General features: G+C 67.0%; 1 protein-coding gene. It reads left to right on the top strand.

The annotated features are described in order from the left end of the window. Nucleotides 1-585: Gfo/Idh/MocA family protein (locus KHA85_RS20075; protein ID WP_213186635.1), on the top strand; the 585-nt coding region annotated here is incomplete at both ends.

Here is a 585-nt window from a genome sequence, read left to right as displayed (position 1 = left end):
CCACCGAGTTCGGCTTTGCGCGCTCGACCGGCGATTGGCGGCAGCTGGTGGCCGATCCGGCGATCGACGTGGTGGACATCTGCGCGCCCAACTTCTTGCACAAAGAGATGGCGCTGGAGGCGATCCGCCACGGCAAGCACGTGTATTCGGAAAAGCCGCTGGCGCTGGACGCCGCCGACGCGGCGGAGATGGTGCAGGCCGCCCGCGCCAAGGGCGTGAAAACGCTGGTCGGTTTCAACTACATGAAGAACCCGACCAGCCAGCTGGCGCGCGAGATCATCGCCAACGGTGAAATCGGCGAGGTGGTGCATTTTTACGGCACCCACAATGAGGATTATCTGGCCGACCCGCGCACGCCGCTCGACTGGCACTGCCGCCGCGCCAGCGCCGGGCTGGGCGCGCTGGGGGATCTGGCGGCGCACATCGTCAACATGGCGCACTACCTGGTGGGCGACATCGTGGCGGTCTGTGGCGATATGCAAACGGTGATCAAACAGCGCCCGGACCCGCAAGACCCGGCGCGCCTGTTGCCGGTGGAAAACGAAGATCAGGCCGGCGCGCTGCTGCGCTTCGCCGGCGGGGCGG

It is taken from the genome of Dietzia massiliensis (assembly GCF_018390595.1).
In the GTDB taxonomy this organism is placed as follows: Bacteria; Actinomycetota; Actinomycetes; order Mycobacteriales; family Mycobacteriaceae; genus Dietzia; species Dietzia massiliensis.
Note: the sequence above shows the minus strand (reverse complement) of the source record. Positions and strands in the feature narration are given on the sequence as shown.